Raw genomic sequence first — 15673 nt, 5'->3', positions numbered from 1 at the left:
CGTAGCAGCTGCGCCCGCAGCTGCGCCCGCGCCCGCAGCGGCCGGCGCCGAAGCGCCGCGCCAGGAGCAGGCGGCGCGCAAGCCGCGCGGTCCGCGCCAGATGCGCGAACAGCGCGTGGAGCGCGAAGCGCGCCAGCCGGCCCCGGTTCCGGCAGCAGCGACTCCAGCGCCCGCCGAAGCCGGCGCAGGCGAGGCCGTGCCGGCGGCCGGTGAAGCGCGCCGCGAAGGCCGCCACGCCAAGGGCAAGGGACGCAACCAGAAGGGCGCGCAGACTGCGCAGCCGGGCGGCCAGCAGGCCGGCCGCGGCCAGCAAGGCAAGGGCGGCAAGCAGAACGGCCGCCAGAAGCCGGGCAAGCCAGGCGCCGGCAAGCCGAGCGATGCCGACGCCGTGTTCTCCTTCGTCACCTCGGACGCGTTCGACGCCAACGACGGCGGCCGCGGCCAGCAGGCCAAGCAGGTGCGGCGCGACCTGACCGCGGACGACGACGCGCCGAAGCTGCACAAGGTGCTCGCCGAAGCCGGTCTCGGCTCGCGCCGCGACATGGAAGACCTGATCGTCGCCGGCCGCGTGTCGGTCAACGGCGAGCCGGCCCACATCGGCCAGCGCATCCTGCCGACCGATGCCGTGCGCATCAATGGCAAGCTGATCCAGCGCCGCGTTAACACCAGCAAGCCGCCGCGCGTGCTGGTGTACCACAAGCCGGCCGGCGAAATCGTCAGCCACGACGATCCCGAAGGCCGTCCGTCGGTATTCGACCGTCTGCCGACCATGAAGACCGGCAAGTGGCTGGCCGTGGGCCGCCTCGACTTCAATACCGAAGGCCTGCTGCTGTTCACCACCTCGGGCGACCTGGCAAACCGGCTGATGCACCCGCGCTACAACATCGACCGCGAGTACGCCGTGCGTACCCTGGGCGAGCTGGAAGAGGGGATGCGCCAGAAGCTGCTGGCCGGCGTCGAGCTCGACGACGGCATGGCCAACTTCACCAAGATCGCCGACGGCGGCGGCGAAGGGATCAACAAGTGGTACCGCGTGGTCATCGGCGAAGGCCGCAACCGCGAAGTGCGCCGCATGTTCGAGGCGGTCGGGCTGACCGTCTCGCGCCTGATCCGTACCCGCTACGGCGCGATGACCCTGCCGTCGGGCCTGAAGCGCGGCCGCTGGGAAGAGCTGGAAGAAAACGACGTCCGTAACTTCATGGCCGCGTTCGGCATCGAGAAGAAGGGCGGCGGCCAGGGCGCCGGCAAGGGCAAGGGCGGCCAGGGCGGGCAGCAGCCCGACCCGCGCCGCTCCGACGGCAACCGCATCGACCGCGCCGACGCCAACCGCAACGTCGATCCGTTCGGCCCGCCGGTGGCGCGCGTCGGCGTGCCGCCGCGCGGCGGCGTCGCTCCTGTCGGCCGTGGCGCCGGCGGCGGCAAGGGCCGTGGCGGCAATGCCGGCGGCTCGGGCCGTCCGGGCAGCAATGCCGGCGGTAGCAGCCGTCCGCGCCAGCCCGATCCGCTGCAGACGACCTTCGGCTTTGCCGGCACCGGCGGCGGTGGACGCCGCGGCGGGCAGGGTCCGCGCGGCTCCGAGCACGGCTTGCCGCGCCGCGGACGCCGCGGTTAATCAAGCCGGGGGTGTGCGGGCGCCGCAGGGCGTGGAGTCGGGGACTCCACCCTGCATGTGGCGTCGCAGCCGGATCTGCCCGTTGCGATCCTGCTACACCCCGTGTCCGCTTTGATAACGTGCGCGGCTGTTGTTTGCTTGCTCATAAAATGGTATGTCGATTGCAGCGTGCCCTCGAATACGTTATAATTTGCAGCCTAATCGAAGTCCTTCCCGAGTATTAAATTGGTGCAAGTGCTTTCATCTGGTTGGGTTGTGAATACAAAAAGATGGGCAGATGCCCATTTTTTTTTTGGTAAACGGTTTTAAAGCCCTGGAGAAGTGTCGTGCAGCAGTTTGATTTGATCGCCAAGACAGTCGGTGGCCTGGGCTACGAGCTCGTTGATGTTGAACGGGGCGAGCGCGGGGTGTTGCGCGTGTTTATCGATTTTCCCGCTGCCGTCGCGGAAGAGAAGGGCTTGATTACGGTCGAGGACTGCGCAACGGTGAGTCACCAGTTGTCGCACGTGCTGACCGTGGAGAACGTCGATTACGAACGTCTCGAAATTTCGTCGCCCGGGCTCGATCGCCCGGTGCGCACCCTGGCCGATTTCGAGCGCTTCGCCGGCCACGAATGCACGGTGAAGCTGCGCGTCGCCATGCCGGGCACCGCGAACCGGAAAACCTATACGGGTGTCCTGGTCGCGCCGGAAGGCGACAAGATCGGTCTGGAATTTGAAGGTAAAGATGGGCCGGCGTTGTTGGAATTTACGCTGGCCGAATTGGACAAGGCACGTTTGGTGCCGCAGGTGGATTTTAGGAGTCGCAAAGCATGAGTCGCGAAATTTTGTTACTGGTTGATGCGCTCGCGCGCGAAAAAAACGTCGATAAGGAAGTGGTGTTCGGGGCGCTCGAGTTCGCCCTGGCCCAGGCCACCAAGAAACGCTATGAAGGCGAGGTCGACATTCGCGTGAGCATCGATCGCGACAACGGCGAATTCGAAACCTTCCGTCGCTGGCACGTGGTGCCCGATGAGGCCGGCCTGCAGCTGCCGGACCAGGAAATCCTGCATTTCGAAGCAAAAGAACAGATCGCCGACATCGAAGTCGACGAATACATCGAAGAGCCGGTGGAATCGGTCGACTTCGGCCGCCGCTTTGCCCAGGACACCAAGCAGGTCGTGCTGCAGCGCGTGCGCGATGCCGAGCGCGAGCAGATCCTGCAAGACTTCCTCGAGCGCGGCGATTCGCTGGTCACCGGCACCATCAAGCGCATGGAACGCGGCGATGCGATCGTCGAGTCGGGCAAGATCGAAGCGCGCCTGCCGCGCGACCAGATGATCCCGAAAGAGAACCTGCGTATCGGCGACCGCGTCCGCGCCTACATCCTGCGCGTGGACCGCAACATGCGCGGCCCGCAGGTGATCCTGTCGCGTACCGCGCCGGAATTCATCATGAAGCTGTTCGAGCTGGAAGTGCCGGAAATCGAGCAGGGCCTGCTGGAAATCAAATCGGCTGCCCGTGACGCCGGCGTGCGCGCCAAGATCGCCGTGTTCACTTCGGACAAGCGCATCGACCCGATCGGCACCTGTGTCGGCATGCGCGGTTCGCGCGTGCAGGCCGTGACCGGCGAGCTGGGCGGCGAGCGCGTCGACATCGTGCTGTGGTCGGACGATCCGGCCCAGTTCGTCATCGGCGCCCTGGCACCGGCGAACGTGTCGTCGATCATGGTTGACGAAGAAAAGCATGCGATGGACGTCGTCGTCGACGAAGAAAACCTGGCCATCGCGATCGGCCGCTCGGGCCAGAACGTGCGCCTGGCGTCCGAACTGACCGGCTGGAAGATCAACATCATGACGGCCGAGGAATCGGCCAACAAGGTGGCCCAGGAAACGGCGGCGATCCGCGTGCTGTTCATGGAAAAGCTCGACGTCGACCAGGAAGTGGCGGACATCCTCGTTGAGGAAGGTTTCTCCAGCCTTGAAGAAATCGCGTACGTACCAATTTCCGAAATGCTGGAAATCGAGTCCTTCGACGAAGAAACCGTGAACGAACTGCGTACCCGTGCCCGTGACGCGCTGGTCACCGAAGCGATCGCTTCGGAAGAAGGCCTGGAAGGCATGGAAGAGGAACTGGTCAACCTCGAAGGCATGGACCGTACCACTGCCGGCAAGCTGGGACTGGCCGGCATCAAGACGGTCGAAGCATTCGCAGGTCTCGCGTACGACGAATTCGGTGCCATCCTGGCCCTGTCGTCGGACCGTGCCCGTGAACTGATCAAGAGTGAATTTAATGATGTGACCGACGATGAGATGAAGCTGGTCGACAGTAAATATGATGACCGAGCCAAGGCACTGCAGGCGAAAGCCTGGAGCCTGGTAGAAACGGCCAAGGCATAATTTGCAAATCTTTATCATCTCCGCGACACATAGAAAAGAGGACTGAATGGCGAGTAACAACGTAGCCCAATTTGCCACCGAACTGAAGATGCCTGCAGATTTGCTGCTGACGCAGCTGCGTTCTGCCGGCGTCGATAAAAGTTCGACGTCAGATCCCTTGTCAAAGGATGATAAGGACAAGCTGCTGAACCACCTGCGCCGCACCCATGGTGCCGGCGAAGGGACCGAGAAAAAGAAGATCACGGTCACCCGCAAGGAAACGAGCGAGATCAAGCAGGCTGACGCTTCCGGTAAGTCGCGCACGATCCAGGTTGAAGTACGCAAGAAGCGCACCTTCGTGCAGCGCGACGACGTGACGACCACGCCGGCCGCGGCTGCAGCCCCGGCCGCGCCCGTCATCGACGAAGCCGAAATCGCACGCCGCGAGGAAGAGGCGCGCCGTCACGCCGAACTCGTCGCCCGCCAGGAAGCGGACCTGCGCGAAAAGCAGGAACGCCTGGCCAAGCTCGAAGCGGAACGCGCCGAGCAGGCCAAGGCCGACGAAGAGCAGGCCAAGCGCGACGCCGCGGAAGCGGCCAAGCGCGACGCCGCCGCGGCCGCCGCCGCGAGCTCGGCTGCCGGCGAACAGGCCAAGCAGGCCGCCGCCGCCGAAGCCAAGCAAAAGGCCGACGAAGCTGCCAAGGCAGCCGCCGAACGCGCCGCCGCCACCGAGCGTGCACGCAAGGCCGTGGCCGACGAAGTGGCACAGATCAAGCTGATGATGGCCCAGCCGCGCCGCGTTATCAAGGCGCCGGAGCCGGTGCCTGCACCGGTCGCGGCTAAGCCGGCCGCACCTGCCGGCACGCTGCACAAGCCTGCCGACAAGAAGCCGGCCGACGGTACCGCCAAGCCGGGCGACAAGAAGCCGGGCGACAAGAAGTCGATCAAGTCGGCGAATGTCTCCTCGACCTGGTCGGACGACGCCAAGAAGCGTGGCGCACCGAGCGGTCCGAAGGGCCGCGGCGGTCCGGGCGCGAGCACCGGCCGCGACGGCTGGCGCAGTGGCGGCCGCAGCGGTGGCCGTCGTCATTCGAATGACGACCGCGAAACCAACTTCCAGGCGCCGACCGAGGCGATCGTCAAGGACGTCCACGTCCCCGAAACGATCACCGTGGCCGAACTCGCCCACAAGATGTCGGTGAAGGCCTCGGAAGTCATCAAGCAGCTGATGAAGCTGGGCCAGATGTGCACCATCAACCAGGTGCTGGACCAGGAAACCGCGATGATCGTGGTGGAAGAGATGGGCCACAAGGCCTTCGCTGCCGCCGAGGACGATCCGGAAGCGCTGCTGGCCGACCAGGGCGAACACGCCGAGTTCGAAGCGACCTCGCGCGCCCCGGTCGTGACCGTCATGGGCCACGTCGACCACGGCAAGACCTCGCTGCTGGACTACATCCGCCGCGCCAAAGTGGCGTCGGGCGAAGCCGGCGGCATTACCCAGCACATCGGCGCATACCACGTGGACACCCCGCGCGGCATGATCACCTTCCTCGACACCCCGGGCCACGAGGCGTTCACCGCCATGCGTGCCCGCGGTGCCAAGGCGACCGACATCGTCATCCTGGTGGTGGCGGCGGACGACGGCGTGATGCCGCAAACGAAAGAGGCGATTGCCCACGCAAAAGCTGCGGGCGTTCCGCTCGTGGTGGCGATCAACAAGATCGACAAGCCGGGCGCGAACACCGACCGCGTGACGCAGGAACTGGTTGCCGAAGGCGTGGTGCCGGAAGAATACGGCGGCGATTCGCCGTTCGTGCCGGTGTCCGCCAAGGTCGGTACCGGTATCGACGACCTGCTCGAGCAGGTGCTGCTGCAGGCCGAAGTCCTGGAACTGAAGGCGCCGACCGAATCGCCGGCCCGTGGCCTGGTGGTCGAAGCCCGCCTCGACAAGGGCCGTGGCCCGGTCGCGACGATCCTGGTGCAATCGGGTACCCTGCGCCGCGGCGACGTGGTGCTGGCCGGTTCCGCTTACGGCCGTGTCCGTGCGATGCTGGACGAAAACGGCAAGGCGATCGCCGCTGCCGGTCCATCGATCCCGGTCGAGATCCAGGGCCTGACCGAAGTGCCGGTGGCCGGTGAAGAAGCCATGGTCATGGCCGACGAGCGCAAGGCGCGTGAAATCGGTCTGTTCCGTCAAGGTAAGTTCCGCGACGTGAAGCTGGCCAAGCAGCAGGCAGCGAAGCTGGAAAACATGTTCGACCAGATGGCCGAGGGCGAGGTGAAGAACCTGCCGCTGATCATCAAGACGGACGTGCAGGGTTCGCAAGAAGCGCTGGTCGGTTCGCTGCAGAAGCTGTCGACCTCGGAAGTGCGCGTGCAGGTCGTCCATGCGGCGGTCGGCGGCATCACCGAGTCGGACGTCAACCTGGCGGTGGCCTCGAAAGCGGTCATCATCGGCTTCAACGCCCGTGCCGATGCACAGGCACGCAAGCTGGCCGAAGCCAATGGCGTCGACATCCGTTACTACAGCATCATTTACGATGCGATCGACGAGATCAAGACGGCACTGTCGGGCATGCTGGCGCCGGAGAAGCGCGAGACCATCACCGGCCAGGTCGAGATTCGCCAGGTCATCCTGGTGTCGAAGGTCGGCGCGATTGCGGGCTGCCTGGTCACCGATGGCGTCGTCAAGCGTACCTCGTCGGTCCGCCTGCTGCGCAACAACATCGTCATCTGGACCGGCGAGATCGACTCGCTCAAGCGCTTCAAGGACGATGCGAAAGAAGTGCGCGCCGGCCTCGAGTGCGGCCTCTCGCTGAAGAACAACAACGAAATCCAGGTCGGCGACGTCCTGGAAGTGTTCGAAGTGACCGAAGTGGCCCGTACGCTGTAATCGCAAGCGCGGCCTCGAAAGCGCCATCCGCCGGGCTCACGCCCAGCCGATGGCGTTTTTTTTCGAGCCGTGCGCGCCATCCCGCCGCCGCCCAATCGATGTACCATCATCAGAAAAATCCACATTAACGCCATGGCAAAACACAGCAAAACCATCCCCCAGCGCGGCCTGCGCGTCGCCGACCAGATCCAGAAAGACCTGTCGGAACTGATCGCCTTCGAACTGAAGGACCCGCGGGTCGGCATGATCACGCTGACCGAAGTCCAGCTCACGCCGGACTACGCCCACGCGAAGATCTATTTCACCCTGCTGAAAGACAGCAAGGAAGAAGTCAAGCAGACCCTCGAAGGCCTGAACAAGGCCTCCGGCTACCTGCGCAACATGCTCGGCAAGCGCCTGCACATCCACACGCTGCCGGCCTTGCACTTCCTGCACGACACCTCGACCTCGCGCGGCCTGCAGATGTCGGCCCTGATCGACCAGGCCAACGCCGTGCGCGCCGCCGATTTCGAGGCCGATACGCCGGAAACGAAGACGGACGGCAAGGCGGGAGCCGACCCTCAGTGAGCAACGTGAACGCCCGCCCGCCCAAGAAGCCGCGCGACCTCGTCGATGGCGTGCTCCTGCTCGACAAGCCCGTCGGCCTGTCCTCGAACGACGCCCTCATCAAGGCCAAGCGCGTCCTGAACGCGAAGAAGGCCGGGCACACCGGCACCCTCGATCCGTTCGCCACCGGCTTGCTGCCGCTGTGCTTCGGCGAGGCCACCAAGTTCTCGCAGGACCTGCTGGAAGCGGACAAGACCTATGAGGCCACGGTCCACCTCGGCATCGTGACGACCACCGGCGATACCGAAGGCGACACGATCGAGACGCGCGAGGTCGATGTGACGCTCGAGCAGATCGAAGCGGCGCTGGCGCGCTTCCGCGGTCCGATCCTGCAGGTGCCGCCGATGTACTCGGCCTTGAAGCGCGACGGCAAGGCGCTCTACGAATACGCGCGCGAAGGCATTACCCTCGAACGCGAAGCGCGGCCGGTGACCATTCACGGCCTGGAGCTGATCGGCTATGAGGCGCCGATGCTCAGGATCCGCGTCACCTGCAGCAAGGGGACCTATGTGCGTGTGCTCGGGGAGGACATCGGCGCCGCGCTCGGCTGCGGCGCCCACCTCAATGCGCTGCGCCGGATCCAGGTCGGGGCGCTGACCGTCGCCACGATGATCACGCTGGAAGACTTGCAGGCACATGCCGACCCCTTGTCGCTGCTGGCGCCGGTCGATGCGCTGCTGTCGAGCTTCCCGTCGGTCGAACTGACGCCGGAACTGGCCAAGCGTTTCCTGAACGGCCAGCGCCTGGCGCTGGGCAAGGAATCGGTGCTGGTGCCGCAAGCGCTGGGCAGGGTGCGCGTGTATCACGACGGCAAGCTGTTGGGGACGGCGAATCTGCAGGAGTATGCGATCCTGGCGCCGGAACGCTTGATTTCGGTGGCGCAGTAAGCGTTGACGGGCGCGTAGGGTGGGCGGCTCCGCCGCCCACGCGTTCGACTCAGGCAAGCTCATCCCCCTCGCCAAATCACCGGCTGGCTGGACGCGTGGACGGCGGAGCCGTCCACCCTACGTCCTGCTGCACGCATTCAGGTAACGCAACAAAAACCAGCGAAACCCGTATTAAACCGACAAAAACTCAGCAAGCCGTTGAAAATGCGGACCTTTTCACAGAAAAGACGCATTAACCTGTTATACTAGTCGGTTTCCGAAATCGCCAGCACCCGTACACATCCGTACATCACGCAAAACCACGCTGAAATCACATGTCAAATACCAAACGCGCAATTCGTAATATTGCAATTATCGCCCACGTTGACCACGGCAAGACCACCCTGGTGGACCAGCTGCTGCGCCAGTCCGGCACCTTCCGTGAAAACCAGGCCGTGGACACCCGCGTGATGGACTCGGGCGACATCGAAAAAGAACGCGGCATTACGATTCTGTCGAAGAACTGCGCGGTCGAGTACGAAGGCACCCACATCAACATCGTCGACACCCCGGGCCACGCCGATTTCGGCGGCGAGGTCGAGCGCGTGCTGTCGATGGTCGATTCGGTGCTGCTGCTGGTCGATGCGCAGGAAGGCCCGATGCCGCAGACCCGCTTCGTGACCCGCAAGGCGCTGGCCCTGGGCCTCAAGCCGATCGTCGTCGTCAACAAGGTCGACCGTCCGGGCGCACGTCCTGACTGGGCGATCAACCAGACCTTCGAACTGTTCGACAAGCTCGGCGCTACCGACGAGCAGCTCGACTTCCCGATCGTCTACGCTTCGGGCCTGAACGGCTATGCCGGCCTGAGCGACGACGTGCGCGAAGGCGACATGAAGCCGCTGTTCGAAGCCATCCTGCAATACGTGCCGGTGCGCGACGACAACCCGGACGGCCCGCTGCAGATGCAGATCACCTCGCTCGATTATTCGTCCTACGTCGGCAAGATCGGCATCGGCCGTATCTCGCGCGGCCGCATCAAGGCCGGCCAGGACGTGGTCGTGCTGGACGGCCCGGACGCAACGCCGATCAAGGGCCGCATCAACCAGGTGCTGAACTTCAAGGGCCTGGAGCGCGTGCTGGTCGACGAAGCCGTCGCCGGCGACATCGTCCTGATCAACGGTATCGAAGAAATCGGTATCGGTTCGACCGTGTGCGCCCCGGACACCCCGGAAGCGCTGCCGATGCTGACCGTCGACGAGCCGACGCTGACCATGAACTTCATGGTCAACAGCTCGCCGCTGGCCGGCCGCGAAGGCAAGTTCGTCACCAGCCGCCAGCTGCGCGACCGCCTCGAGCGCGAACTGAAGGCGAACGTCGCGCTGCGCGTGGCGCCGACCGACGACGACACCGTGTTCGAAGTCTCGGGCCGCGGCGAACTGCACCTGACGATTTTGCTGGAAAACATGCGCAGGGAAGGCTTTGAGCTCGCGGTCTCGCGTCCACGTGTCGTGTTCAAGATGGTCGATGGCGTGCGTCACGAGCCGTACGAGAACCTGTCGGTCGACGTCGAGGAAGCCAACCAGGGCGGCGTGATGGAAGAACTGGGCCGCCGCCGTGGCGACCTGCAGAACATGGAATCGGATGGCAAGGGCCGCGTGCGTCTCGAGTACCTGATCCCGGCGCGTGGCCTGATCGGCTTCCAGGGCGAATTCATGACCCTGACCCGCGGCACCGGCCTGATGAGCCACGTGTTCCACGAATACGCCCCGGTCGACAATACCCGCGGCGAACTGGCTGGCCGCCGCAACGGCGTGCTGATCTCGCAGGACGACGGCGCCGCCGTGGCCTACGCGATCTGGAAGCTGCAGGACCGCGGCCGCATGTTCGTGTCGCACAACGACCCGGTGTACGAAGGCATGATCATCGGCATCCACTCGCGCGACAACGACCTGGTCGTCAACCCGATCAAGGGCAAGCAGCTGACCAACGTGCGTTCGTCGGGTACCGACGAAGCCGTGCGCCTGGTGCCGCCGATCCAGATGTCGCTCGAGTACGCCGTCGAGTTCATCGAGGACGACGAGCTGGTCGAGATCACGCCAAAGTCGATCCGCCTGCGCAAGCGTCACCTGAAAGAGCACGAGCGCAAGAAGGCCAGCCGCGAGGCGTAAGCACCGGCCTCATTGCCGGGCGTTCGCGCCGTTCCGAAAACCCGCTGTCACCGCGCTCGTCGCGGTGCAGCGGGTTTTTTTACGCCTGGCCGCGCTAGCGGTGGCCGCGTACAGGGTCGAGCCGCACCGGATAGCAGGTGATCTGGCGGCACGCCCTGCCCACGATCTGCCCGTGATCGTTGATGCCGTCGGCCGACTGCACCTGCCATCCGCCGGAATGGACAATGAGCGTGCTCAGGTCGTACAGCTGGCCACCGGAATACAGGAAGCCCACGTCCGGCCCGGGCGCGAGGGCGGTGCCGACGAAGGCGCCGCGTTCGTTCATGTCGTTGACGGTGAGCTGGGGGCCGCCGAAAAAGCCAAGGTCGGTCATCATGCCGCGCTCGTAGAAGAACAAGTGGAAGGCGCCATTCACTTCCGAATAGCCGGCGACCTGGCCGGCGTTGTTGATCGCCTGCGCGGCATTGGCGGTGCCGTTTTGCAGGACCCCGAGATCGCGCATCACGCCGTTCCGGTAGATGAATGGGTGGAACGGGGGAAACATGTTCGACGGGTCGCGAACCTCCGACTCGCCGGCGATGAAGCCGGCGTCGTTGATGTCCCATCCAAGGCTGACCGTGCCGCCCAGGGTGCCGATATCGCGCAAGCCGTTCCCCGTGTACAGGAAGCCGTGCGGCTGGTTCTTGCGGTTGACGTATTGGCCCGTGACATGGCCTTTCACATTGATGGCGAGGCCGATGCTCCTGGTGCCGGGCCCGCGACGGTCGATGTCGATCATCTTGCCGCGCGAATAGAGGAAGGCGTGCGTGGTGTCCGCATAGCGTGTGCTCGACGTGCCCGTGACCTGGCCGGCTTCGTTGATCGCGGCGGCGACGCTGGTCGGCCCGCCTAGCGTGCCGAGATCGATGACCTTGCCACGCGCCAGCAGGGCGGCGTGCGACTGGGTGTCGCTCACGCGCACATCGCCGGCGATCAGCCCGGCATTGTTGATGTCCACCGGGATGAACCGCTCGGGCAGGACCGTGACCTTGTAGCGCGGCGCGGCATGGCTTGCCACAGGCAGCAGCAGGGCGGAAAACAGGGACAATGCGAGTAGGCATCTACGGGAAAACATGGCATACCTCCCATCGGTTGAGCGCGGCATACTGGACCGGCACGCCGCATACCCGACGATAGGGCAGCTGCGCCGATCGCTCCTGTTTAAAATCAGACTTCTTGTTACATAGGCCGATGATTGCCTGTCAGAATCCGGTTCCAGTCGTATTTGCTTCGCTCATTCTTTTTATATTGCAAATTATTGCTTGACTGCCTAGCACCGGGAACGCCGGCCGAGCTGCACTGATCGGTGCGCGCGGCTTTGGCAGCCGTTGCTAAGATGGCTCATGCGCATCCTCTGGACCTACCTGAAGCCGCACTGGCGCCTCGGCCTGCTGGCCTTGCTGTTGGCCGGGATCGCCCAGGTGCTGGCCCTGGTCGATCCGATCATCTTCGGCACCATCATCGACAGCGTCAGCGGACCGAGCCGCCTGCCCGAGACCGAGCTCATGCCGCGGGTGATGCGGCTGCTCGGCCTGGCGGTGCTGGTGGCCGTGCTGTCGCGCCTGGCCAAGGCCTTGCAGGAATACGTGACGCGGCTGGTAGTGCAAAAGCTGGGCGTGGCGATCTTCAACGATGGCCTGCGGCATCTGCTCAGGCTGAAATTCCAGGAATTCGAGGACCTGCGCAGCGGCGAGATGCTATCCCTGCTGCAAAAGGTGCGCGCCGACAGCGAGCGCCTGATCAATACCTTCATCAACACCGCGTTTGCGGCGCTGGTCGGCGTTACCTTCCTGGCCTGGTATGCGGTCACCAGGCACTGGCTGCTGGTGCCGGTGTTCCTGGTCGGGGTGCTGGTGCTGGGCGGGCTTACGGGGCTGCTCTCGCGCGAGATCAAGACCCAGCAGCGCTCGATCGTGCGCGAGACCAACCGCAATTCGGGCTTCATCACCGAGTCCTTGCGCAATATCGAGCTGATCAAGAGCCTGGGGCTGACCTTTCCGGAGATCCGGCGCCTGCGCAGCCAGACCGACGCCATTTTTGCGCTGGAGATGGAAAAAGTAAAACGCATCCGCCTGCTTTCCTTCCTGCAGGGCTCGACGCTGAGCCTGTTAAAACTGGCGATCCTGTTTGCCTTGCTGTGGCTGATTTTCCGCGACGTGCTCAGCACCGGAGAATTGATCGCGATGCAGTTCATTTCGGTGTCGATCTTCGCGCCCTTGCAGGAGCTGGGCAACATCATCCTCGCGCATCGCGAGGCGGAGGCCTCGCTGCTGAACTTCAAGACCCTGATGGACAAGCCGGTGGAGCGGCGCCCGCCCGATCCGGTCGAGATCGGGCCCCTGCACGAGTTGCGTTTCGCGAACGTGCGCTTTCGCCACAAGGGGGCTGGCGAGGACGCGCTGGCCGGCGTGTCGTTCGCGGCGACCCTGGGACAGACGATCGCTTTCGTCGGGCCCTCCGGCTCCGGCAAGTCGACCCTGGTGAAACTGCTGGTCGGGCTGTACACGCCGAACGGCGGCGAAGTGTCGTACAACGGCGTGGCGACGACCAGCCTGCGCTTTAACCGGGTGCGGCGCCAGATCGGCTTCGTGACCCAGGAAACCTATTTGTTCGCCGGCACCATCCGCGACAACATCCGCTTTGTCGCACCCGAGGCGAGCGACGCAGACATCGTGCAGGCCATGCGGCAGGCTTCGTGCGCCTATCTGCTCGAGCGCTCGCCGGAAGGGCTCGATACGGTGATCGGCGAGCGCGGCATGAAGCTGTCGGGCGGCGAGAAGCAGAGACTGTCGATCGCCCGTGCGCTGGTGCGCCGGCCGGCCTTGCTGATTTTCGACGAAGCCACCTCGGCGCTGGACTCGATCACCGAGGAGCAAATCACGAACACGGTGCGCGAGATCTCGCGCCGGGCGGCGCAGATGACGATCCTGATCGCGCACCGGCTCTCGACGGTGATGCATGCGGATACGATCTTCGTGCTGGAGAAGGGCAGTGTGGTCGAGAGCGGATCGCACGCGGCGCTGCTCGAGGCGCGCGGCCTGTATTACGCGATGTGGCGCCAGCAGATCGGCGAGCGGCCGGTGCCGGCGGAGGAGGGGATGGGTGCGTAGGGTGTGCGGCTCCACCCGAATGCATGCGATTCTGCTGCCGCGGAGCCGCCTACCCTACCGGATCCCCAGCAGCGCCAGCACCCGCTCGCGGCTGACGCCGACCAGCGCCGAGGTGATTGCCAGCAGCGACTCGTAATCGTGGCTGGCGGCCGTGGCGGCGAAGTCCCGGGCCGTCAGTGCCAGGGCCTCGGGGCTGATTTCCGGCTGCGCGGCGCGCTGGGTGGCGGCGCTCAGGGCCGCGCTGGCGGCGGCTTGCGAGCGGCGCACGCGCTCGAGCGCCTGCACCACTTCGCGCAGGCTCTGGCGCAGGGCGTCGGGGTTGCCGGTGTCGAGTTCGCGCAGCGCGAGGTCGGGCGCGACAGCCTCGGTGGCGGCGCGGCCGCGGCCCGACAAGGCGATGCTGTCGCGAACGGCCGGCCAGTTCGCCTCTGCCGTGGAAAATTCGATGCGGCCCTGCCGGTCGAGGCCGGCGCGCACGTTCAGCGGCGCCAGCGTGCGGTCGAGGCGCGCGGCAATCTGTGCGGGCGTCATGTCCGGCTCGATCGCCGCCGCCAGTTGCGGACCACCGGCCCCGCCGATCGAGAAGGCCAGCGACAGGGGCGCGGCTTCCTGCAAGGTGTGCACCTCGAGTCCGCCGATGCGGAAGCGCTGCTGCGCCGGCGCACCCTCCGAGAAGGCGAGCTGGGCATCGACCGAGCCGCCGGCTTGCGCCGTGCGTGCGGCCAGCGAGGCGCTGAGCTGGCGTGCCCGTGCCTCGAGCTCCCGGGCGCCGCTCCGCATGCCGGCCAGTTTGGCGCTCAGGGCGGCCTTGACGGCTTCGAGTTCGCGCGCGACCTGCTCCAGGTACTGCTGCGCCTGCTGGGCGCTGGCGACGTCGCCTTGCAGGCGGGCGTCCCACTCGGCCCGGCTGCGGCGGGCGGGCGCGGGCGCAGGTGTCGCAAGGCGCGCGGGGAAGCGGGCCTCGGCGGGCTCGTTCGATACGGACTGCGCGCGCGCGGGAGCGGCTGCGCCATGGGTGGGAACGGCTGCGCCGCGTGCGGGAACAATGCCGGCGCCGGCGTGGGCCGTGCCGGAGGCGGTGGGGGAAATCGTCGTGCGGAGCGTGGTATCCATCGATTACAGGGCCGAGAACAGGGACAGGTTGCCGATCCGGCCATAGGCCTTGTAGGTGGCCTGCAGTGCAGTCGAGTAACCGTTGAGTTCGGTCGCGGCGACGCCCATGTCGAGCTGGCCGATATCGGTGATCGCCATCTTGTTCGACAGGCTGACGTTGCCGTGGTTGGCATCGAGCGTGCCAAGGATGTTCTGCTTGCCGCCGATGACGGCAATCTTGCCCGACACCCTGTTGAGCGCGTCGTCGAAGGCGCGCAGGTTGTCCCCCAGGGCGGTGCGGGTAGCCGACGCGCCGACGTTGAGATCGTCGCTGGCGAGCACTTTGATGGTGTCGTCTATGGCGTTGAGCAACTCTTCCATGCGAGCCATGTTGTCGTTGGCGACTTCCGTCAGGCCGCTGCCGACAACGACCCTCTGCTCGTTCTGATTACCGGTGTACTCGTAGCGTTTTGTGGTTTCGTTGTACGTGATGGCCTGGACCGAGGTGTTCGTGCCCGAGAAGATGTACTTGCCTTCCTGGTCGACCGTGTTGGCGCTGAAGAGCAGGCTGTCGCGCAGCGCCCTGAGGGGCGAGATCATTGCCTTCAGGTCGTGCGGCGTGTTGGCGCCGTCGAGCGCCCAGACCAGCTGGTCGCGTCCGGCCATGATGTCGTTGACCATGCTCGTCATGTAGCCTTCGGTCTTGGTCAGCCGGATCTTGACCGTGGCGATGTTGTCGCGGTACTGGGTGATGGCGGCTTCCTCGCGCTGCAGGCGCGAGATGCGCACGCTGTCGACCGGGTCGTCCGATGGCACGAGCATGCGCTTGCCTTCGGCCATCTGCTGGGTGAGCTTGCTGAGGCGCTCCTGGTTCAGCTGGAGCGACTTGTTCATGTTCGACTGGTACTGGGCGGTGGCGATACGCATGATT

Annotated in this window: 11 protein-coding genes; 8 read left to right on the top strand and 3 right to left on the bottom strand. The window is 65.2% G+C overall.

The window, feature by feature from the left end:
• From rluB to typA, 7 genes are all read left to right on the top strand, one after another.
• Positions 1-1612, top strand: a 1612-nt coding sequence (rluB, locus tag ACFPAH_RS07890; protein WP_379743246.1) for a 23S rRNA pseudouridine(2605) synthase RluB, incomplete at its 5' end; no start/stop codon positions are given.
• Positions 1613-1938: 326 nt separating this feature from the next.
• Complete coding sequence (gene rimP, locus ACFPAH_RS07885) at positions 1939-2427, top strand: ribosome maturation factor RimP (protein ID WP_379743243.1); 489 nt, start codon at positions 1939-1941, stop codon at positions 2425-2427.
• The gene (gene nusA, locus ACFPAH_RS07880; RefSeq protein ID WP_379743240.1) at positions 2424-3989 is read left to right on the top strand and encodes a transcription termination factor NusA; all 1566 of its coding nucleotides are present in this window, start codon (positions 2424-2426) and stop codon (positions 3987-3989) included. The genes rimP and nusA overlap by 4 nt, the downstream gene beginning before the upstream one ends.
• A 46-nt stretch (positions 3990-4035) precedes the next feature.
• Complete coding sequence (infB, locus tag ACFPAH_RS07875; protein WP_379743237.1) at positions 4036-6861, top strand: translation initiation factor IF-2; 2826 nt, start codon at positions 4036-4038, stop codon at positions 6859-6861.
• Between the two features lie 132 nt (positions 6862-6993).
• Entirely contained in the window at positions 6994-7428 is a 435-nt protein-coding gene (rbfA, locus tag ACFPAH_RS07870; protein WP_379743234.1) for a 30S ribosome-binding factor RbfA, read from the top strand.
• Positions 7429-7433: 5 nt separating this feature from the next.
• On the top strand, positions 7434-8354 hold the full coding sequence (gene truB, locus ACFPAH_RS07865; protein WP_379743258.1) for a tRNA pseudouridine(55) synthase TruB: 921 nt from the start codon (positions 7434-7436) through the stop codon (positions 8352-8354).
• A 314-nt stretch (positions 8355-8668) separates the two neighbouring features.
• Complete coding sequence (gene typA / locus ACFPAH_RS07860) at positions 8669-10501, top strand: translational GTPase TypA (protein ID WP_379743231.1); 1833 nt, start codon at positions 8669-8671, stop codon at positions 10499-10501.
• Between the two features lie 94 nt (positions 10502-10595).
• Here the strand turns inward: typA and ACFPAH_RS07855 are convergent, their stop codons facing one another.
• On the bottom strand, positions 10596-11588 hold the full coding sequence (locus ACFPAH_RS07855; protein ID WP_379743228.1) for a hypothetical protein: 993 nt from the start codon (positions 11586-11588) through the stop codon (positions 10596-10598).
• Between the two features lie 295 nt (positions 11589-11883).
• Between ACFPAH_RS07855 and ACFPAH_RS07850 the strand changes: the two genes are divergently transcribed.
• Positions 11884-13650 (top strand): ABC transporter ATP-binding protein, encoded by a 1767-nt coding sequence (locus ACFPAH_RS07850; RefSeq protein ID WP_379743225.1) that lies wholly within the window; start codon positions 11884-11886, stop codon positions 13648-13650.
• A 54-nt stretch (positions 13651-13704) separates the two neighbouring features.
• On the opposite strand, the gene ACFPAH_RS07845 is transcribed toward ACFPAH_RS07850, so the two are convergent.
• A complete protein-coding gene (locus ACFPAH_RS07845) occupies positions 13705-14763 on the bottom strand; it encodes a hypothetical protein (protein WP_379743222.1) in 1059 nt (352 codons plus the stop codon).
• A gap of 3 nt (positions 14764-14766) precedes the next feature.
• On the bottom strand, positions 14767-15669 hold the full coding sequence (gene flgL, locus ACFPAH_RS07840) for a flagellar hook-associated protein FlgL (RefSeq protein WP_379743219.1): 903 nt from the start codon (positions 15667-15669) through the stop codon (positions 14767-14769).
• Positions 15670-15673: the final 4 nt, after the last annotated feature.

Source organism: Massilia sp. GCM10023247, assembly GCF_042653325.1.
Taxonomy (GTDB): Bacteria; Pseudomonadota; Gammaproteobacteria; order Burkholderiales; family Burkholderiaceae_D; genus Telluria.
This window is presented reverse-complemented; position numbering and strand designations above follow the sequence as displayed.